12 protein-coding genes are annotated in these 21,007 nt (G+C 56.1%); all 12 read right to left on the reverse strand.

From position 1 onward, the window contains the following. Positions 1-24: 24 nt before the first annotated feature. Positions 25-975, reverse strand: coding sequence for a type I-F CRISPR-associated protein Csy2 (gene csy2 / locus DWX75_RS00935; protein WP_118014034.1), 951 nt, complete (start codon positions 973-975; stop codon positions 25-27). Further along, positions 972-2,177 (reverse strand): type I-F CRISPR-associated protein Csy1, encoded by a 1,206-nt coding sequence (locus tag DWX75_RS00940; protein ID WP_158558745.1) that lies wholly within the window; start codon positions 2,175-2,177, stop codon positions 972-974. The genes csy2 and DWX75_RS00940 overlap by 4 nt, the downstream gene beginning before the upstream one ends. A 202-nt stretch (positions 2,178-2,379) precedes the next feature. After that, on the reverse strand, positions 2,380-5,742 hold the full coding sequence (gene cas3f, locus DWX75_RS00945) for a type I-F CRISPR-associated helicase Cas3f (protein WP_118014038.1): 3,363 nt from the start codon (positions 5,740-5,742) through the stop codon (positions 2,380-2,382). After that, positions 5,714-6,715 carry a type I-F CRISPR-associated endonuclease Cas1f gene (gene cas1f / locus DWX75_RS00950; RefSeq protein ID WP_118014040.1) on the reverse strand — a complete coding sequence of 334 codons (1,002 nt, stop codon included), beginning with the start codon at positions 6,713-6,715 and terminating at the stop codon, positions 5,714-5,716. Before cas1f ends, cas3f begins: the two co-directional genes overlap by 29 nt. A 168-nt stretch (positions 6,716-6,883) precedes the next feature. Continuing rightward, positions 6,884-8,119, reverse strand: a complete 1,236-nt coding sequence (locus DWX75_RS00955; RefSeq protein ID WP_118014043.1) for an HlyD family secretion protein — start codon at positions 8,117-8,119, stop codon at positions 6,884-6,886. Positions 8,120-8,184: 65 nt separating this feature from the next. Further along, positions 8,185-10,800 (reverse strand): alanine--tRNA ligase, encoded by a 2,616-nt coding sequence (gene alaS, locus DWX75_RS00960; protein WP_199497485.1) that lies wholly within the window; start codon positions 10,798-10,800, stop codon positions 8,185-8,187. 224 nt (positions 10,801-11,024) lie between these two features. Continuing rightward, entirely contained in the window at positions 11,025-13,697 is a 2,673-nt protein-coding gene (locus DWX75_RS00965; protein WP_199497482.1) for a DNA translocase FtsK, read from the reverse strand. A gap of 141 nt (positions 13,698-13,838) precedes the next feature. Next, entirely contained in the window at positions 13,839-15,119 is a 1,281-nt protein-coding gene (locus tag DWX75_RS00970; protein WP_118014046.1) for an amidohydrolase, read from the reverse strand. A 155-nt stretch (positions 15,120-15,274) separates the two neighbouring features. Next, positions 15,275-16,516 (reverse strand): adenosylhomocysteinase, encoded by a 1,242-nt coding sequence (locus tag DWX75_RS00975; protein ID WP_118014048.1) that lies wholly within the window; start codon positions 16,514-16,516, stop codon positions 15,275-15,277. A 103-nt stretch (positions 16,517-16,619) separates the two neighbouring features. Then, on the reverse strand, positions 16,620-17,057 hold the full coding sequence (locus tag DWX75_RS00980; protein WP_118014050.1) for a hypothetical protein: 438 nt from the start codon (positions 17,055-17,057) through the stop codon (positions 16,620-16,622). Positions 17,058-17,277: 220 nt separating this feature from the next. After that, entirely contained in the window at positions 17,278-18,927 is a 1,650-nt protein-coding gene (gene pckA / locus DWX75_RS00985; protein WP_118014052.1) for a phosphoenolpyruvate carboxykinase (ATP), read from the reverse strand. Positions 18,928-19,309: 382 nt separating this feature from the next. Continuing rightward, the gene (gene thrC, locus DWX75_RS00990) at positions 19,310-20,806 is read right to left on the reverse strand and encodes a threonine synthase (RefSeq protein ID WP_118014054.1); all 1,497 of its coding nucleotides are present in this window, start codon (positions 20,804-20,806) and stop codon (positions 19,310-19,312) included. Positions 20,807-21,007 lie beyond the last annotated feature (201 nt).

Raw genomic sequence — 21,007 nt, forward strand, 5'->3', positions numbered from 1 at the left:
TTTCACAAAGGCGCTATTTCCTAATTACAGGAATGCTCCTTCATTTGATTCATTCACACAGACATATAAATCTTTATCCTTATCATAATGATAATGCCACATCATGTCATCAATACAATCAAACCGATGGGCCATCTTGAACTCGCCGAGTGTCAGCACAGGTTCTGCAAAGCGATGCAATGTGCTCGCATCGCGCTGATTCGCAATGTGTCCGAGTGGTGTCAGCCCTTTGAATCCCGTGACGATTGGTACCAGCCAGCCTTTTTCCTTGCGTGGCTGCAAAGACCAGGAGTCCTGCTCGTCATCATATTCATAGTGCAAAGCAAGCAAGTCCAGCATCACCTGCAGGATATCCTGTTGATTGAGTTCTTCCTGCTTCCGTTTCAGTAACTGACGACGCTCTACCAAGACATATCCTGGCATGAGGCTGCGAACCGTACGGCGCACATCTTTCTCATTTTCTTCATCCACCAAGAGGAGTCTGGAATTTCGTGTCGAAGTTGATTCCATAGGGTCCTGTATTGGCAAAAAATCAAGGATATCTCCACCTGCAATCTTCATTCCCATCAAAGCCTCTGTCGTCTTCTCAATAAAAATCGAAAAACTGTCTGGCAATAGTCCATCTATTTCAATAAGAAGCGATATCGTCAAGTGGACTCTTGCTTCTTCGATAAACGGAGGCCGCTCAAAGGAAGCACCTTTTTTTCGCAAGGGATTCGCGGTGATAATCACCGAGTTCACATAGTCGCCTGGCCCCTTATAGGTCTGCAGATTAAAATCATGGCAGGATACAGACAATTTCGTCAAACGGATATCAGACAGCGCTTCATGCTGCCGAAGCTTTCTTTCAAGCGCATGCATGGCCCCCAACCACGCCGTCATGGCGGGAAAACCAATCGTGAGAGGACTGCTGAATGCATTTGCATTGTGGATTTTGACATGCCGCAGCAACAAATACTTTTTCGTTCTATTCATCCTTCTCTCACCTCCTGCTTCAGGACATCCTCCATCGTCGATGCAAAGGCATGCATCTCCACGTCAGAAAGCGAAATCTCTTGTAGCTTCTCATAACGACAGAATTTTTTGTAAGCATTGACGAGCCAACGGGCAAAGTCCAAGCAGACCGGCCAAATCCAATCCGTATCGACCTGACGCTGACTCCCGTAGGCTACATCCAGCCAAACCGCCTGCTCATCGGACAGCTCTGTATCCTTGCTCCAACCAGCAGGAAGATTCTGCAGGCGATTCGCTTCGTACAGGACAGTCTCGACAAAATCCAGGATAATATCTTCACGGCGCTCCCGCATCTCAAGATTATGGCGCTGGTCTCGGAACAGTGTATCGAGATCAGACAGCATATCACTGAACCTGCGCCAGTAAAGCGAATCGGAAAAAAAGTTTCTTTTAGGCATCTTTATTTTCCGACCAGTCAGGCAAGGTGGCAATGATGACAAAACCTGCATCCCTAATGAAGAATTCCGCACGCTTACATTTTGGACGTTTGCGCCACCAAAGCACACAACAGTCAGGTCAGGAGAAGTCTGATATGGCCCGCCATAATATTCTGATTTTTTATCCTGGCACTTTCTCTGTATTTGAAATTCCATTCTAATTCGATTCGTAAGTTCAAGCATCAGAATACTCGGCGGCAAGATACTGAGTAGATGATACTCTCCATCCCGGTCAGGTATCGGAAAATACACTTGTTTTAGGCGTGCATCACTTCTCTCCGGAATCTTTGATGTCTGAATATGCAATACCTTCTCTCGCAATGGTTCATATTCGATTCCTAACGATTCTATCTCGCGACGGATAAAGGGGGAATCCTCATGAAAATATTGCCAAGCTGTTTTAGCCTCAAGGTCCTCTCTCTGTTCCGCTATAGTTTCTTTCTGTGAAAACCTTGAAACCAAGAACGACGCAATCGACATAAATGCAGAACCACCGTCTACATAAATATCTTGTTTCACTGCCGCATCAGCAGTTGTCAAGTATCCTTTACCCGTAGGGCTACTATCATCATACAAATGGACTGCTGCATCCGGATGTGTGTACCGGCCGATATGTGAACTCACCCAATATCGGTCAATATTCTTCAAATTACTCTCTAGCCACTCAGCCGGGGTTTGTTTTTTTATCGCCGCTTTATCAGCGATGTAAGTTGCTATCGATCCCATATCTATCCCTCCTTTATTTTTATTATACCACATCTTTTTAATTCCTCAAGATTTTAATATGGATTTACTAATAAAATCCTAAAGAAAAATCATACGAGCTGCCTATACGGCAGATTATGTTTCCTCAGGATTTAAATATTTACTAAGCTGCCTATACGGCAGATACTGTTGGCTACATTATAACAGAAACTGGTTCGACTGACTATCCCTTTCTTTCATGCAATAAGGTATGGAACACTCCCAGCTGGTCATCATACCAGTATGTCCTGGCTGATTCATCTTCATAGCCTGGAAGAGTCAGTTGGCCATACCGCTCGGATATGCGCTGCAGAACATTTCCTTCATCTTCATCGGAATGCATTTTTCTAGCAGCTTGCGCCTGAAGAGACGCCATATAAGAGCGTGGCAACCAGAACCGCTCTCTGTAAGGATTCAGCTTCTCCTCAGGGTATGATTTCAGATTGCACATATCCCCGTAGGGTATATATTCACCCTTATCTATTTTATAGAAGCCCAACATCCCCTTCTCTGCATCGTATCGATAGCACAGGTCTTTATCAGGAACCCCTGCACGGAACGGACACAGATACTGTGGCAAGCCTGTCATCCACCAGCAAGTCTGCTGCCAGCCGCCCACTTTGTCCGGTGATTTATCATCGAGATTACGCCAATCTGCTAATCTCTGGTGCTCTAAGTCAATCAATTGCGACTGAGGACGCAGCGGCCTTGGAATTTGCACGCGAGGGATAGCATCGATATGTGCCCAATTATCGATAGGAACTAGCTCCTTGATGTCATGGCTCTGCAACAGATAATGCGGAGTTTTTTCGAAACCGGGTCTACAGAAGACGACTCTCTGTCCGGGATTGGTCATCCCCCTCCAATTAAACTGCATGACGCCAATATTCGGGGCAGATATATCCTGCAGACATGGACGATGACGATGTACACGCCCTGCCAGCTGAATAATCGAGCGATAAGAAGAAGGTTCTACAATGGCCCAATCAAAATCATGGTCACGTCCAATTTCTTCTACCGGAGTGGCAATTACCAAGAAAATACAACGCTGCTTTTGAATTTTATCCAAATGAGCACGAAGGACTGTATCTTGGAAGGCGATTCGGCCTCCCTTCTCTTGCTTGCGGCACAAAACATGATCAAGATACGTTTCCTGTTCATGACGGAGCAGCAAGACCTGGCGGCTGTGATAGCACATGAGGAACACCGCTGTATCATCCGGCCAGTCAGCCGACAACAGGGAAAGTGTCATATTGACACAGGGATTGATATTGGCAAGTCGCACGAGGCCAAAGGACACTTCCCTGCCCGTTTTCTCATCAATGACATGGTGATTACTATGAAGCTGCTGGACAGCCTGTTTCATAGCCTCAACATACGACTGCCAGGACAGTTCTTTCGTTGCCTGCGGCTGGCAAGGAATTACGACAGCTTTCCGCTTCACGACCTGTGTCCGCAGCTTCTTGACGCGCTTCTCAATAAAGTTCTTATGGGCCAGCTTATACTGGTTCGGCTGTTGCAGCGGTATGGCGGAGGATGCAGAACGGAACTCATCCACCCAGACAGCAGTCATCGTTTTCGCCTGGTCTGAAAATACATTATAACAGCACAGGCCATCCTGATAAGCCTGATACATCCCCTGTGCCAAGTCCGGCGGAATCGTCGCAGAAGACAAAATCACATTGCGTCCGAGCATACCCGCTAAGTGGACGAGACGGGCGACGGCTGTCAAATCCTCCGGTGAGAAATCATCCACTTCATCAATGACGAGATCCGCTGACATCATCCGCAGGAAAGGCAATAGTCCCTTCCCTCCGCGCGTCACCTCTGTCGCACGGATAATCTGGTCGATTGTCGCAACCAGTACAGGCTTGAACAGGAAAGCGCCATTTTTCTTCGCCTGTGGATTCTTGCGCCCATCCAGGTAAATGTCCAGATACTTCAACTGATCGTGCGTGAAATTATCCTCGAAGGAAAGCATGTCTTCCAGGAGTTCTTCTTCTCCCGAGCCACCGATATCACAAGGCGAGCCTTTCTGTTCCAACTCTGTATTGTCATTCTCTTTCTCCTGCTGGTGCAGCGATTCGACAGCTTGGGAACCGATGATTACAGCCAATTCATCTTTCGTCAGATGCATGCGTTCCCGATATTCACTGCCTGTCTGGAGCGTCAACGAGCGCAAACCCAGTGCCAACGTATATCGCATGACCTTGCCATCTGGTGACAAAGCCTGCATCAGTTTGGCATTGGCAGTGGTCTTGCCACAGCCCGTACTTGCCATATTCAGAATGAACCAGGCCTGATCCATTCCATCCTGTTTTGCCGATTGGATTTCGCGAACAGCCTTGTCCTGCCACTGATAGGGCGCCTTCGCCGGCGTAAACCGCACGGTATCGGCCACATCCATCTCGCTTGCAAAGAGGGGCAGCTGGTGCGTAATATTGACAGCTTGAGCAGCCACACGTGTTAAATGAGAAGACAATTTATCACAGAGCTTATCTCCATCTGTATTGGCATATAAAACCTTTTTCTGTTCTTCTATCGGCACATCTGTCTGATGCTTCTGGGAAGAGACAAAGTGGTCTGCCAGCATCAGGGCTTCCCGCGCATATAGAAGGAGCGGGTGCAAGGCCAGGCTTGAGTCCGTACAGAGATGCTGCAGCTGTGCTTTTTCCCGGAGCAGACGGGTCAGCCATTTTTTGACTGCCTTATTCCAGTCATCATCATCCAGCAGGAAGCCTTTTGAAAAAGAAAAACAGGGATCCTTCCCTGCTGGGACAACGCCTTCATACCCCCATTCAGCTTTAATCGTTGAAAAAAGACTCTCCAATGACATGGGCAATTTTTCGACACAGATTTTGCATTTCATCTCATTCCGCGTTACGGGCAAATGATGATGCGACAAAATCAACCACGCCAGCATGCGCATGATTGGCGGCATCTTCGGCAATGCCTGGGCATGTTCGCTTTGCTTCTTCATCTCACTCTTTAAGGTGGTCTTTTTTAAATTGCCCTCCAAGAAGAGATGCATCCAGGCATCGTCATCCTGCGTGTCTCCACTGATTCTCGCTACGACTGCCAACAATTGGCAGGAGACCCACTCATGACGATACGGGTCTTTCTCCATCGATGACGACCGCAGTTTTTTCTGGAAGTGATCGGATGATTTACCCCAATCGTGAAAAAGTGCTGCAACAGATACCAATGCTTTGAGCAGAGACAGATATGGCCAACCACCTTCCCACTCCTTATGAAAGATATTTTTTCGTGTTGTATTGACGGGCACCAGGCCTTCTTCATTGAATTTATCGCGGTTTCCCACCACCCATAGGAGCTGACTGCGATTGCGCGAGCGAATCCAGCGGCAGGACACTGCCGTGCTTTTCGTCGCATTCCGGCGCAGGAGCGTCCTGACCTCTTGCACGCCTTCCTGTGTCATGATGGTCTGCCATGTGTCATTGCCGATTCGATCTGCAAATTGATCCAAGATACGGCGAACCGTCAACAGGGCTTTCTTTTCACTGCGACTGGTAAACAACACCATCATGATACGGTCCCTCCTTTCCCCACAATTGGCTCACGCGCTTTACTTCTTCGAACAAGAAGTCCATTACCTTGTGTTCCGTAAATTTCTGCAGGCAATACGAACGAAATTCCTGATCTCGGATGTCATCTTCGGCGCAGATAAATGCACCCGGCAGGACAATGGCATCTTTTACGAGATCGGCAACGTCGAAGACCAAGGCACCGCGCCGCGTCTTCCCGTGCATGACAGCAAAACCATGCGGTATTCCCAATACCCAGAGGGTGACTGCAGCCAGGCCATAAGCCAGGTAATTGCCGTGATTTAGGAAGATATTGGCCTTATCTCCTGCAGGAGCATCATGAAGGCGGACAAAGTCTGGCATATTGGCGTGTTCACTCGCATATTTATAAAGCGCTTTCGTAAAGATGGCCTCGCCTGCCAGCAATTGTTTGATATCCATGGCTTGCCGGATGACCCGCTGAAAGCGATGCATAGCCGACTGGATTTCATCATCATCTGCATAGAAGCCCCAGCTCTGCAAGTCGCGATCTTTCTGCCAGACCTGCTCGATAAACTGGCACCGCTTCAGCTGGAACTCCTTCGCCGCTGTTAACCGCTTATCGGCCTGAAACCAAAAGGAAAGCCATCCCTGCACATATTCCGTGGGCCGGTATTCGCTCTGAGGACTGAGCCATTCGATTTCCATTCCTGAAAGCAATGGAGTCCCACCACTGCCGCAAAACCCAACCATGACACCCGCCATAGCTAACATCCGCATCGCAGCTTGAGTGATGGATGTACCAGTCCCCAACAGCAGCACCGTCGTATTCGCAATCGGTATATTCCAATACTGATTTTCCCGCTTTCCCTCTGTCAGATAAAGCACACGTCCATCCTTCTGCATCACTCGGCACTTTTCCAGGTAATAGATATTTGCCCTCTTGGAATGCAGAATGACTTTTAAATTCGATGCTTCAATTTCTGATTTTGTCATAACATCACCTTCATCATAGCATACAATCCATTAATAACGAACCACTACGATATTTATAGTATACACTAAAATGATGTGCGCTTGAAACCAACAGATAAAAATCCCCATCGATGAATATTTACATCGATGGGGATTTGTTAACGTGATGAAATGGATTCAGATGCTGGCTCAGCCATTCAGGGCGAATTTGACGATGGCTTTCATGCCGGGTTTGAGGTCGAAGGAGAGGCCGGTCGGGATGGAGATCTTGACAATCAGGGTGTCGTCGTCGACGTCGGCGTTCTCGGTGTCTGTGGTCGTCTTGGGGCTGGGGCTGCCCTGCGCGGCGGTGTCGCTCTGGGCCGTGCCGTTCTGGTTGTCAGCGCTCTGGCTGGTGTCTGCCGCACTATTGTCGGCGGCATTGGCATTATCGGCACTGCCGGTATTGGCGTTGTCGTTGATGCCGAGGGCCTGGTCGGCTTCCTGCTGGGCAGCTTTATCGGCTGCGGCTTTGTCGGCGGCCGTTTCGATGTCCTGGATGGAGCCCTGGAGCTTGTGCCCGTCGATCTCATAGGAGGCGAACTGGCCGAGGCGGAGCTTTTGGCCCTGGTCGGCCTTGACCTTGGCTTCGACCCAGATGTCGTCGGCGTTGCCGACATTTGCAACGGTCTGGCCGGCCGTTACGACGGCGCCTTCCGTGATGTCGGAGGCGTAGTAGACGGTGCCGGCAACTGGGGCGACAATGTCGGTCTGCTGAGCGTCCTGCTTGGCGTTGTCGAGTGCGGCCTGTGCCTGGCGGAGCTGGAGCTCGGCGTTCTGCACGGCCTTGGGGTCAGGTGGCTGCGTCGTCGTCTGGTAGGTCACGGCTGGCGAGGAGGCAGCAGGAGCGCTTGAAGATGCAGCGGCCTTGGCTGCCTGGTAATCGGCGGCGGCCTGGTCACGCTGCACGGCACTGATGGCGCCCATCTCGAAGAGCTCGTTCATGCGCTGCATGCGGGCGGCAGCGCTCGCGACGCTTGCGGAAGAACCGCCCGAGGAGGAGGCGGCCGGAGCCGGTGCGGCGCTCGGCACGGCGACGGTCACGGTCTGGCCCTTCTTGATTTCGTCGAGGTTGCGCTGCGAGAGCGCGACGTTCTGCTCGAGCTGCTGGATCTGGTCGTCCGTGATGCTGCTCTCGATGTGCGCGATGACATCGCCGGCTTCGACGTGTTCGCCGTCCGCCACGACGAGTTCAGTAATCGTGCCGTTCGTGCGGGCCTTGGAGGCGACGAGCGAGCTGGCGACCTGCGCATCGTAGACATTGAAATACTTGTGCTGGTGCTGGTAGTAGTAGATGCCGCCGGCACAGAGCACCGCGATGATGATGAGGCCAGGCAGGCCGTATTTCATCAGGTATTGTACTTTTTTTGTGATATCAACTTCCAAGATTGAGTCCTCCACCTACAAAACCTCCCTCATAGCGAGGGAGGTTGTTGCTTCTATACGAATGTTCAGCCGAGCTGTGCCTTGATGACTTCGATGGCCTTGTCGAACGCCTTCGGCAGAGCCGCAGCGTCCTTGCCGCCGGCCTGTGCCATATCCGGGCGTCCGCCGCCGCCGCCACCGACGACTGCGGCTGCTTCCTTGATGATCTTGCCGGCATGGATACCTTTCTTGACCACATCTTTGGAAGCCTTGACGACGAGGTTGACTTTATCCCCGTTGACGCAGGCGAGTACGACGACGCCGCTCTCGAGCTTGCCGAGCGTGAGGTCGGCGACTTCGCGCAGGCCGTCCATGTTCTCAACATTGGCCTTGCCGGCAATGACCGAGACGCCAGCGACATTCTGGACACCAGCCACGAGCTGCTGGGCATCAGCCTTTTCCTGCATGGCAGCGACTTCGGCGAGCTTGCCGGACATCTCTTTGTTCTCTGCCTGGAGTTTCTCGACGGCTGCGACGATGTCGTCCTCGTTCGTCTTGAGCTTGCCGGCAGCCTGCGAGAGAATGGCGAGCTTGCCATTGACGTAGTCGAGCGCAGCCTGGCCCGTGATGGCCTCGATGCGGCGCACGCCCGAAGCGACGCCCGTCTCGCTGATGATCTTGAACATACCGATCTGGCCGACGTTCTTGACGTGGGAGCCGGCGCAGAGCTCTTTGGAGAAGCCCGGTACGGAGACGACGCGCACGACATCGCCGTATTTCTCGGAGAAGAGGGCCATTGCGCCCGATTTCTTGGCTTCCTCGAGGCTCATGTGCGTGATCTCGACATCCTGGCCCTTGAGGATGACCGTGTTGACGAGTTCCTCGACGTCGGCGAGCTGCTGAGCCGTGACGGGCTCGAAGTTCGTGAAGTCGAAGCGCAGGCGTTCCGGCGTGACGAGGGAACCGGCCTGATTGATCTGGTCGCCGACGACGCGCTTGAGTGCGGCCTGCAGAAGATGCGTGGCCGTGTGGTTGCGGGCCGAAGCGAGCTTCTTGACCTGATCGACTTCAATCTTTACCGTCTCGCCGACCTTGAGCTGGCCTTCCTCGACGTAGGCGACATGGTAGACCGTGCCGTCCGGCAGCTTCTTGGCGTTGACGGCCTTGATGCGGCCAAATTCGCCGATGAGCATGCCTTCGTCGCCGACCTGTCCGCCGCCTTCGGCGTAGAACGGGGTCTTGTCGAGGATGATGCCGGCTTCTTCGCCGTCGGTAATCATGTCGACGAGCTTACCGTCCTTCCAGATGGCGACGACCTTGCCCTCTTTGGCTTCGGGGTCAACCGTGAGCTTCGAGACGTCAATGCCCGAGAGGTCCGGCACGGCGACGCGCTGGTTCTCAGCACGCGCGCTGCGCGCACGCTCGCGCTGCTCGTCCATGGCCTTGTCAAAGCCCTCTTTGTCGAGGTCGAGGCCGTTTTCATGCAGGATCTCTTCCGTGAGTTCCCACGGGAAACCGAAGGTATCGTAGAGGCGGAAGCCGATCTCGCCCGGCAGCTGCTCCTTGCCTTCCTTCTTGAGTTCGGCAATCTCAGCGTCGAGGAGTTCCATGCCCTGGTTGAGCGTGGCCGCGAAGCGGTCTTCCTCGATGCTGATGACTTTCTTGATGTAGTCGTGCTTGGCGACGAGTTCGCCGAAGTCGCTGGCATCGCGGTAGATGTCGACGACGGCGTCAACGGCGCCCTCGAGGAATTTGCCCTTGATGCCGAGCATGCGGCCATGGCGGACGGCGCGGCGCAGGATGCGGCGCAGCACGTAGCCGCGGCCCTCGTTCGACGGCAGGATACCGTCCATGATCATGACGGCCATGGAGCGGGCGTGGTCAGCGATGACCTTGAGGGAGATGTCCGTCTTCTCGTCCTTGCCGTATTCGACGCCGGCAACCTTGGCCGCGTATTCGATGATCGGGTACAGGAGGTCCGTCTCGAAGTTCGTCTTCTTGTTCTGGACGACGGAGGCGAGGCGCTCGAGGCCGCAGCCCGTATCGATGTTCTTATGGGCGAGATTCTTGTAGGAGCCGTCTTCCTGGCGGTCGTACTGCGTGAAGACGAGGTTCCAGATCTCGAGGTAGCGGTCGCAGTCGCAGCCGACGGCGCACGTCGGCGAGCCGCAGCCGCGCTCTTCACCGAGGTCGATGTAGATCTCGGAGTCCGGGCCGCACGGGCCAGGGCCGATTTCCCAGAAGTTGTCGTCCATCTTGACGATGTGATCCTGCGGGAAGCCCGGCTGGGATTTCCAGATCTCGATGGCTTCCGTATCGTCCGGGTATACCGTGACCCAGAGCTTGTCCTTCGGCAGCTCGATGACTTCCGTCAGGAATTCCCAGGCCCAGGGAATGGCTTCGCCCTTGAAATAATCGCCGAACGAGAAATTGCCGAGCATCTCGAAGAACGTCTGATGGCGCGCCGTGCGGCCGACGTTCTCGATATCGCCCGTGCGGACGCAGCGCTGGCTCGTCGTCACGCGCGTGCGGGGCGGCTTCATCTTGCCCGTGAAGAACGGCTTCAGCGGCGCCATGCCAGCACCGATCAGAAGCAGCGTCGGATCATCTTTCGGGATCAGCGAAAAGCTCGGCAGGCGCAGATGGCCTTTCTTCTCTGCAAAGAACTGCAGATAGGCTTCACGCAGATCGTTACCACTCATGTACTTCAAAAAAATCTACCCCCATAAGAGACGCCGGTTTACGCTGACACAAGCGGCCAGCATCCCGCGTGCTCTGGTTTTGTACGTTAACTAACCCTCAGTATACCACAATGCTCCCGTTCTTTTCCAGTAGTTTCCCCGAGTTCGCGAAAAACTTCCCGGCAAACAGCCCAAAAACTGCCGGAATCCGCCGGTCTGCGCATCGCATCTGCCACCTTTCGGCGTCAGCCTTCGGCTTCGGCGGCGAGCGCGGCCTGGGCCTGCTCGGAATTCATGAGGATCTCGCGCGGCTTGCTGCCCATGTTCGGGCCGACGATGTGGAGTTCCTCCATCTCGTCGATGAGCCGGGCCGCCCGCGTGTAGCCGACGCGGAAGCGGCGCTGGATGGACGAGGCCGAGGCCTGCCCCGTCGACATGACGAGGTTGACGGCATCCGGCAGGAGTTCGTCGCGCTTCGGCGCGCGGCGGCCCTTGCCCTCCTCTTTCTCTTCCTCTTCTTTCATGGCATTCTCCGTGAACGTGATGATTTCTTCGTTGGCTTCCATCTCCTGCCCCTGCGCACGGATGAAGTCGAGCAGGTGCTCGACCTCGTCATCGCTGATGAAGGCGCCCTGCACGCGCAGCGGCTTGGCCGCACCGACCGGATAGAAGAGCATATCGCCCTTGCCGAGGAGCTTTTCGGCGCCGCTGCGGTCGAGGATTGTGCGCGAGTCGATCTGGCTCGAGACGGCAAACGAGATGCGCGAGGGGATGTTGGCCTTGATGATGCCCGTGATGACGTCGACGGACGGGCGCTGCGTCGCGAGCACCATGTGGATGCCGGCGGCGCGGGCCTTCTGCGCGAGGCGGCAGATGGCGTCCTCGACGTCGTGCGGCGCGACCATCATGAGGTCGGCGAGCTCGTCGATGATAATGACGATGGCCGGCATCTTGTCGTCGGGGAATTTATTGTTGTACGTCTCCATGTTGCGGACGTTGTGCTCGGCGAATTTCGCGTAGCGCTTCTCCATTTCCTGCACGGACCAGTTGAGCACGGAGGCGGCTTTCTTGGCTTCGGTGACGACCGGGACCATGAGGTGCGGGATGCCGTTGTAGTTCGAGAGCTCGACCATCTTCGGGTCGACGAGGATGAATTTGACTTCCTCGGGCTTGGCCTTGAAGAGGATGCTCGTGATGAGCGTGTTGATGCAGACGGATTTGCCGGAGCCCGTGGCGCCCGCGACGAGCAGATGCGGCATCTTCGCGAGGTCCGCGAAGATGGCCTGGCCGCCGATGTCCATGCCGAGGCCGACGGTGAGCTTCGATTTGGCCGCGAGGAATTTCTCGTTCTCGAGCACTTCGCGAAGCTGCACGCCCTCAAGCTCTTTATTCGGCACCTCGATGCCGATGGCGGCCTTGCCGGGAATCGGCTCGATGCGCACAGAGGTCGCGGCGAGGCTGAGCGCGAGGTCGTCGGCGAGATTCGTGATCTTGCTGACCTTGACGCCGGGGGCCGGCTCGAGCTCGTAGCGCGTGACGGCCGGACCGTGGCAGGCATTGATGATGCGGGCCTTGACGTGGAAATCCTCGAGCGTCTTCTGCAGGATGCGTGCCTTGTCCTCGATCTCGATCTCGAGTGCGGCGTTGTGCTTCTTGACGTGCTTCGAAAGGATGTCAGTGACACGCGGCAGCACGTAGGGCCGGGGCGCGGGCTGCGGCGGCGTGCCCGCACCTGCCGCCTGCTCCCCGCCCGTGTGCGGCACGGGACCCTTTGCGGAGCCGTCGAGCAGCGCGGCCGCCGGCATGATCGGTGCGATCTCGTCGTAAGACGGTGCTGGCACGGGGTTCTTCTTCATGGGGCTGGGCGAAGGCGGCACGAGCGGCTCGGTGTGCGGCACCTCAAAATGCGCCGCCGGCTCGTCAGGGGCTGCCGGCGCGAGCCCCTCGCCCGCCTGGCTGCCGCGGCCGTATTCGATCGTGAAATGCGGCGCTGCGGCCTCTTCCGCCTTCAGGGCGGGTTCTCCCACTTCCTCAGGGCAAAAGGCGTCGGGGTCCGGCGTGCGCTCGGGCGTGAGTTCGGCAGGCTCGGCGCGGACCTCGGCCAGATTGTCACTGCCGTCCGCGGCATACGGCGCGGGCTCGTGCTTTTCCGCAAAATGTGGATCCTCGTCCTGGTCGTAGAAGGAGGAACGGCGCTGCATCTTCTCGCGCACCGTCTCAGAAAGCTGCTCCTCCACGCGGCTGCCGACCTCGGCCACGCGCTCGCAGGTGTTCGAGATGGCCGAGCCCGCGACGATGGCGCCCTTTTTCGCCTGCTCCTTCGTCTTGAGGAGGCCCGATGCGAGCGACCACGTCGTCGAGAGCAGGATGGCGCCGACGACGCCGGCCCCGAGAATGATGATCGTGCCGTCGACACCGAAGAACTTGCGCAAGAGCAGCAGCAGGCCGCCGCCCAACAGTCCGCCGCCCTTCGGCAGGCTGTCAGGCATGATCTCCGCGCCGACGGGGATCACGAAGTGATGGTAGATGGCGAGCGCGCAGACAAAGAGCGCCAGCAGGCCGAAGAAGCGCGGCGTGTAGCGCGGGCCGCTGTGCTTCGTGATGTACTGCCAGGCGATGAGCAGGATCAAAAAGGCGATGACGATGGCGCCGAGGCCGAAGAAGTAGCGCAGGAATTTGGCAAAGTAGAGTCCCACGAAGCCGACGTTGAGGCCGAAGATGCCGCAGATCGACAGGAGGCCCGCGGCGAGCAGCGCGAGTCCCAGGAGCTCATAGCGCCGGCCGGTGCTTTTGGCCTTGCCGGCACCCCCCGAGGACCGCGTGCGGCCGGACGAGCTGCCCTTGCCGCGCGTGCGCGCCGTCTTCGCGGAGCCCGCTGACTTTGCGGTCTTGCGCCGGCTGGTCGTTTTCTTAGTCAAGGAATATCACCTCATTTATGAACATGGTGCATGGATTGCAAAACAAAACAGCTGCAGACGGAGAAAGCCCGCCCTTCGTCCTCCCCAGCACGGGAGACGAGCGGCGGGCTTCCCTATGGAATTAATCTTATCGTAGCCGGCTTATCTTGTCAAACGCTCGGCGCAGCGCTGCGCCTCAAAGAAGATGCGCTCCTTGTCAAGCGTCGTGAGCTCGCGGTTCTCCATGAGAACCTTGCCGTCGACGAGCACCGTATCGACGCTGTCGGCATGTGCAGCATACGTCAGAAGCGACACGAGGTCGTGGCGCGGATACCAGACGGCGCTCTCCATGTCAAAGAGCGTGATGTCGGCCTTGCAGCCGGCCTCGAGTCTGCCGGTATTCTTGAGGCCGATGGCCTCGGCGCCGTACTCCGTGCCCATCTTGACGGCCGTGCGCGCGGGGACGGCCAGCGGGTCGAGCGTGTGGACCTTGTGGAGCATCGCGGCGAGATTGATCTCCTCGAGCATGTCGAGGTTGTTGTTCGAAGACGCTCCATCCGTGCCGAGGGCGACGCAGACGCCTTCCTTGAGGAGGCGCGGCACCGGCGCCGTGCCGCTTGCGAGCTTCATGTTGCTGCCCGGATTGTGCGCCACGCGGATGTGATGCTTCTTGATGATCTCAATGTCATGGTCGTCAAGATGGACGCAGTGTGCGGCGAGCGTGCCCCTGCCGTCGAAGAGGCCCGTCTCCTCCACCCAGGCAAACGGGCGCTTGCCGTATTCCTTGAGCGAGCCTTCGATCTCGGCCTGCGTCTCGTGCATGTGGATGTGGATCTCAGCACCGAGCGACTGTGCAGCAGCGGCGACCTTCTTGAGGAAGGCCGGCGGGCACGTATACGGCGCATGCGGGCCGAACATGACGGTGATGCGGCCGTCGGCGGCGCCGTTGAAATCCTTGTAGAGCGCGACGTTCTCATCAAGCTTCTTCTCACCGTCCGGGGCCACGCCGATGATGCCGCGGCAGAGCACGCCGCGCAGGCCGGAGTCAGCGACGACCTCGGCAACCTTGTCCATGTACGGCCCGTACATGTCGGCAAAAGCTGTCGTGCCGCCCTCGATCATCTCGACGGCTGCGAGCATCGCGCCCCAGTAAATGTCGTCCTCATTCATCTTGGCTTCGACGGGCCAGACCTTGTTGTTGAGCCAGTCCATGAGGTTCATGTCGTCGGCGTAGCTGCGCAAAAGCGTCATCGAGGCGTGCGTGTGCGCATTGACGAAGCCCGGCACGGCCAGATGATTGCACCCGTCGATGATCTTCGCGGGACGGAAGTCCTCGGGCACTTCGCCGATGGCCTTGATCTTGTCCCCGTCGATGAGGATGTTCGTGCGCGGCGTCGTGCCGTCCGGCAGCAGTACATAAGCGTCTTTGATGAGTGTTTTCACGAGATGAGTCCCCCTTGTGCATGATTTTCTGTGATTTCGCTCTTTTTATCCTAACAGAAATAAACCGGCAGGAAAAGGCCATGCGTCATATTCCTGCCGGTTTTCTTCGGTTTTATCCGGAATGCTGGCACGCGGCCACGTCCGCAGGCCCCTTGTCAGGCCATGCTGAGGTAGGCGCGCTGCTCCGGCGTCAGCGTATCGATGGCGACGCCCATGGACTTGAGCTTGATCTTCGCGATCTTCGTGTTGATCTCCTCGGGCATGAGGTGCACGCCCTTTTCCATCTCTTTGCCGTGCTTCAAGAGGTGCAGCGCCGAGAAGAACTGGACGCCGAACGAGAGATCCATAATCTCGGCCGGATGGCCGTCGCCGGCGGCGAGGTTGACGAGGCGGCCCTCAGCGAGCAGGTAGAGCTTACGGCCGTCGTGCAGCTTGAATTCCTCGATGTTCTTGCGGACCGTGCGGCGCGAGACGGACAGCGACTCGAGCTCAGGGATGTTGATCTCAACGTCGAAATGGCCGGAGTTTGCGAGGATGGCACCGTTCTTCATGACCTCGAAATGCTGCTTGCGGATGATGTCCTTGTCACCCGTCAGCGTCAGGAAGATGTCGCCGATCTTCGCGGCCTCGTCCATCGGCATGACGCGGAAGCCGTCAAAGACGGCCTCGATGGCCTTGATGGGATCGACTTCCGTGATGATGACATTGGCACCGAGGCCGCGCGCACGCATCGCGCCGCCCTTGCCGCACCAGCCGTAGCCGGCGATGACGACGTTCTTGCCCGCGATGACGACATTCGTCGTGCGCATGATGCCGTCCCAGGTCGACTGGCCCGTACCGTAGCGGTTGTCGAAGAGGTATTTGCAGTAAGCATCGTTGGCCGCGATCATCGGGAATTCGAGCTTGCCCTCATTGGCCAGTGCGCGCAGGCGGTGCACGCCCGTCGTCGTCTCTTCCGAACCGCCGACAATGCCCGAGAGCAGCTCGCGGCGCTTCGTGTGCAGCATGTGCACGAGGTCGCCGCCGTCATCGATGACGAAATCCGGATGGATGTCGAGTGCCTTGTTGATGAATGTATCGTACTCCTCCGGCGTGCAGCCATGCCAGGCAAAGACGTGCAGACCGTCCTCGACGAGCGCCGCGGCCACATCGTCCTGCGTCGACAGCGGGTTGCTGCCCGTGATGGCAACCTCCGCGCCGGCATGCTGGAAGATCTCCGCCATGTAAGCCGTCTTGGCCTCGAGGTGGAGCGTAATGACCATCTTCTTGCCCGCAAAGGGCTTCGACACCGAGAACTCCTTGTCCACGGCCGCCATGACCGGCATGAAGTTCTTCACCCAATTGATTTTATCGTGGCCCGAAGGAGCCAGCTTGATATCACGGATCATCGATTCCATATGCCAAAAAACCTCCTAAAGTAATGCTATCTTTATTGTAGTGTCCGCCAGAGCGGCTGTCAAATGACGGCCCCGCCCGAAGTGCCTGCCCGCAGGCATGCCGTCATTTGAGATACGGCAGGCAGACCTTGAGGACCGATGCGGCGAGTGAGCCTGACTCCACCGTGTTCCACTGGCCATCGGCATGGATCTTCCAGACCATCTCACCCTCGTCGTACATGTATTTGTAGATGTACGGCTGGCCCTTGTCCGTGTCGGAATGGAACGTGTAGACGACGCAGTTGAAATGGTCCTTGTCGGGATTGTAGATGCTGTTCGTGTCGACGACATCCTTCTCGTAGACGATATTCTGGTAAGCCGTGACATAGGCTGCCTGCGTCACAGCAGGTGCCGCGAAGAACGCGAGCCCAGCCAGGAGCGGCACGCAAAGCGCCGCGGTCTTTTTGCCGAATGCCTTCGACATCATGCGCCCGGCAGACTTCCCTGCCTGTGCAAAAGATTGTACCGATACCCGGTTCACCATGTTCATGAAATGTTTCATGCTTTATGACCTCTATTCTGTGATTTGATGACGCGCACGGATTTCCCAGACGCGCTTGCATCCAGTATAGGCGAAACGCCTGCACAAGACAAGCCCCTTTCTGCACAGATGCAGAACTTCTCCAACAGGGCCTGGGGTGCATCAGCTTCCGGCATTCAAAAAAGAGCCTCGTGCGAGACTCTTTTTATCATATGAGATTTTGATGCAAATGTCTGATGGATCAGAGCTGCGGGCCGGCAGCAACGAGTGCCTTGCCCTCATCATCGAACGTGTACTTCTTGTTGAAGTTGTCGATGAACATCTGAGCGAGCTTCTTGGCTCTCGTATCCCACTCGGACTCATCCTTGTAATCCCACTTGGATTTGGACGGATCCTTGTAGGTATCCTTCGGATCGAGGACTTCCGTAGCAACGCCTTCGAGCTTCGTCGGGATCTCGAGGCCGAAGTACGGGATCTTCTTCGTCGGAGCTTCGTTGATGGCACCGCTGTGGATGGCGTCGATAATGCCGCGCGTATCCTTGATGGAGATGCGCTTGCCATAGCCGTTCCAGCCCGTGTTGACGAGGTATGCCTTCGTGCCGTTGGCCTTTACGCGCTTAACGAGTTCATGCGCATATTTCGTCGGCGGCAGCTCGAGGAAGGCCTGACCGAAGCAAGCGGAGAACGTCGGCGTCGGCTCCGTGATGCCGCGCTCCGTGCCAGCCAGCTTGGACGTGAAGCCGGAGAGGAAGTAATACTGCATCTGTTCCGGCGTCAGGATGGAAACCGGCGGCAGGACACCGAAAGCATCGGCTGCGAGGAAGATGACGCTCTTGGCAGCCGGAGCAGCGCTGCGGTCATTGACAAAGCCCTTGACCGTGCTCTTGATGTGATCGAGCGGATACGATACACGCGTATTCTCCGTGATGCTCTTGTCGGCGAAATCAATCTTGCCATTCTCGTCGAGGACAACGTTCTCGAGGAGTGCGTTGCGCTTGATGGCGCCGAAGATGTCCGGCTCTGCATCCTGGTCGAGGTTGATGACCTTTGCATAGCAGCCGCCTTCGAAGTTGAAGATACCATCGTCATCCCAGCCGTGCTCATCATCGCCGATCAGCAGGCGCTTCGGATCCGTCGACAGCGTCGTCTTGCCCGTGCCGGAGAGGCCGAAGAAGATAGCCGTGTTCTGGCCCTGCTTATCCGTGTTGGCGGAGCAGTGCATGGCAGCGATGCCCTTGAGCGGCAGGAAGTAGTTCATCATGGAGAACATGCCCTTCTTCATCTCGCCGCCGTACCAGGTGTTGATGATGACCTGCTGGCGCTCCGTGAGATTGAAGACAACGGCCGTATCAGAATGCAGGCCGAGTTCCTTGTAGTTCTCGACTTTTGCCTTCGAGGCATTGAAGACGACGAAGTCCGGTTTGAAGTTTGCTTCCTCTTCCGGCGTCGGTTTGATGAACATGTTGCGGACGAAATGAGCCTGCCATGCAACTTCCACGATGAAGCGGACAGCCATGCGCGTGTCCTTGTTGGCGCCGCAGAAGCCATCGACGACGAACAGGCGCTTGTTGGAGAGCTCCTTCTTCGCGATGTCCTTTACCGCCTTCCAAGCTTCCTTGGAAGCTCTGTGGTTATCGTTATGATATTCTTCAGAATCCCACCATACCGTGTCATGGGAGGTTTCATCATCAACAATGAATTTATCTTTCGGAGAACGGCCCGTGAAGATACCGGTCTTAACATCAACGGCGCCAAGTTCAGAAACCTGACCTTTTTCATAGCCCGTGAGGCCTTCTTTGGTCTCTTCCTCGAACAACGTCTTGTAAGAAGGATTGTAGAGGATTTCCGTTACGCCCGTGATTCCATACTGACTAAGATCGATGTTTGCCATTTGCTGTCAACCTCTTTCATCAAAATCTGGTTTTTCAACCTATTGAGAGATATTTCACATTCGTCTTTCTTGTGTGAACCCTCAACTCAAGTATTATATTAACTTATCCATTCATAAATGTCAAATATTTATTTCACCTGCTTTTTAATGTTTTATTTATTGCTATTATTTTGCTTTATTTACTGTTTTTTAATAGGGAGAGCGATAAAATGCGAAACCCAAAGGGGATGCCAATCTCAGCGCCCTCTATCACGTGCAAAATCTTGTCCAAGGACCTCTTCCGCCCCTTCGGGGCACCTTCCCCGTGCGCGGGGAAGGCATTGCGTTGAGGCGCATTCATGCAAAAAAGGCCGGCCGTGGTTGCCCACGGCTGGCCGCTTGTTCAGCTGTTCTTCTTTTCGGCAAAGCGCAGCACGGACTGCTCCATCCCTTCCGGCGTGCAGGTGCCGTCGTGACGGATCTCCTTGTTGCGCAGAGACGCGAGCCCCTTGGGGATCTTCGTGCCGCTCACGGCGGCGAGGCGGTCGAGCAGCGCAAACTCGTCGAGCCCCCCGGTCTTCTCACCGAGCGCCTCGAGCACGCTGCCGTTGAATTTATACGGGCTCGCCGTCGACACGACGACCATGTGATGCGCGTCGCCCGTTTCCTTCTGATAATGTTCGGCCACACGCCAAGCCACGGCCGTATGCGGATCGGCAACATAGTGCTCCTTGGCAAAGACCTCGCCGATGCAGGCCTTCGTGTCCTCGTCAGACGTCCAGTCGGCCCAGAAGACCTGCTGGATCTTCGCGAGGAGGTCCGCATCGATCTCATAGCGTCCCGTCTCGCGCAGCTGCTGCATCCAGCCGGCGACCTTCGCCGCGTCATCCGTCATATGGTAGAGCAGGCGCTCGAGGTTGCTCGAGATCAGGATATCCATCGACGGCGAGATTGTCTTGTAGAAATCGCGATTGCGGTCGTAGACGCCCGTGCGCAGGAAATCCGTCAGCACGTTGTTCGTGTTCGATGCGCAAACGAGCTTGTGCACGGGCAGCCCCATGCACTTCGCGTAGAAGCCCGCGAGGATGTCGCCGAAATTGCCCGTCGGCACCGTGAAATCGATTTCCTCGCCCGCCTCGATGCGGCCGGCGGCCAGGAGGTCGGCATAAGCGCTGAAATAGTAGACGATCTGCGGCACGAGGCGGCCCCAGTTGATGGAATTGGCCGACGAAAGGCGGATGCCCGCCTCCTGCAGTTCATCGTTGAACGGGCGGTCGCCAAAGATCTGCTTGACGCCGCTCTGCGCGTCGTCGAAGTTGCCGCGCACAGCCGTGACGTTGACATTTGCGCCCTCCTGCGTCAGCATCTGCAGGCGCTGGATACGGCTGACGCCACCCTCGGGATAGAAGACCATGATCTTGATCTGCGGGACATCGCGGAAGCCCTCGAGCGCGGCCTTGCCCGTATCACCCGACGTCGCGACGAGGATCAGCACCTCGTCCTTTGTACCTGTCTTCTTGAGTGCCGTGCTCATGAGCTGAGGCAGGAGCTGCAGGGCCATGTCCTTGAAGGCGCTCGTCGGGCCGTGCCAGAGCTCGAGGACGCTCGTCGCGCCACAGGCCACAACGGGCGCGCGCTTTGCCGTATCGAAGCGGCCGTTGTTGTAGGCGCGCTCCACGCAGCCCTCGATCTCCTCCGCCGTGTAATCCGTGAGGAACAGCGAGAGCACAGCCTTGGCGCGCTCTTCATAGGAAAGCGGCTGCAGGCCGCGGATGAAATCCAGCGTGACGGCAGGGATGCTCTCGGGCACGAACAGGCCCCCATCCTCCGCGAGGCCGTCGATGATGGCCTGCGCCGAAGCGCGCGATGCTGCATTTCCTCTGGTACTCTTGTAGTTCAACACAATCTCCTCCTGCCAGCGCCCCCGCGGGACACTTTGATATTTGATAATAAAACGAACTATGTTAAAATGGAAAAAGGTTCCCCACTCGTCATCTCGTTTTTGACATTATACCATAGATTGCGCGCAAATCCTATAGAAATTGTTAAATTGTCAGCGCAGAAAACACGCAGTTTCATTTTTGTTACATAAAAAGCGTCA

The organism is Mitsuokella sp. AF21-1AC (assembly GCF_003458855.1).
In the GTDB taxonomy this organism is placed as follows: domain Bacteria; phylum Bacillota; class Negativicutes; order Selenomonadales; family Selenomonadaceae; genus Mitsuokella.

Bases quoted from the DNA above. Each gene is read 5' to 3' on its own strand.
- csy2 (WP_118014034.1), bottom strand. From the start codon at position 975: ATGAATAGAACGAAAAAGTATTTGTTGCTGCGGCATGTCAAAATCCAC.
- DWX75_RS00940 (WP_158558745.1), bottom strand. From the start codon at position 2,177: ATGGGATCGATAGCAACTTACATCGCTGATAAAGCGGCGATAAAAAAA.
- cas3f (WP_118014038.1), bottom strand. From the start codon at position 5,742: ATGATGGTGTTGTTTACCAGTCGCAGTGAAAAGAAAGCCCTGTTGACG.
- cas1f (WP_118014040.1), bottom strand. From the start codon at position 6,715: ATGACAAAATCAGAAATTGAAGCATCGAATTTAAAAGTCATTCTGCAT.
- alaS (WP_199497485.1), bottom strand. From the start codon at position 10,800: ATGAGTGGTAACGATCTGCGTGAAGCCTATCTGCAGTTCTTTGCAGAG.
- DWX75_RS00975 (WP_118014048.1), bottom strand. From the start codon at position 16,516: ATGGAATCGATGATCCGTGATATCAAGCTGGCTCCTTCGGGCCACGAT.
- DWX75_RS00980 (WP_118014050.1), bottom strand. From the start codon at position 17,057: ATGAAACATTTCATGAACATGGTGAACCGGGTATCGGTACAATCTTTT.
- pckA (WP_118014052.1), bottom strand. From the start codon at position 18,927: ATGGCAAACATCGATCTTAGTCAGTATGGAATCACGGGCGTAACGGAA.